1 protein-coding gene is annotated in these 220 nt (G+C 59.1%); it reads left to right on the top strand.

From position 1 onward, the window contains the following. On the top strand, window positions 1-220 hold a 220-nt coding region (locus MTX36_RS29685; RefSeq protein ID WP_243623229.1), incomplete at both ends, for an Ig-like domain-containing protein.

Below are 220 nucleotides of genomic sequence, written 5' to 3'. Positions count from 1 at the left end.
TCCACGGACGTTGTGGTTGCCGATACCACCACGACGTTGAATGCTCCGGCGACAGCCAAGACGGGTACTGCTGTGGATCTCACGGCTACCGTAGCTCCGGCGGGTGCTACCGGTACCGTCGATTTCAAGGACGGTGCAACAGTTTTGGGTACCGCACCGGTTAATGCTGGTGTTGCGACGCTGAACCACACGTTCACCACCGACGGCAGCCATTCGATCA

The sequence above is a fragment of the Rhodococcus sp. ARC_M6 genome (genome assembly GCF_022810305.1).
Classification (GTDB): domain Bacteria; phylum Actinomycetota; class Actinomycetes; order Mycobacteriales; family Mycobacteriaceae; genus Rhodococcus_F.
Note: the sequence above shows the minus strand (reverse complement) of the source record. Positions and strands in the feature narration are given on the sequence as shown.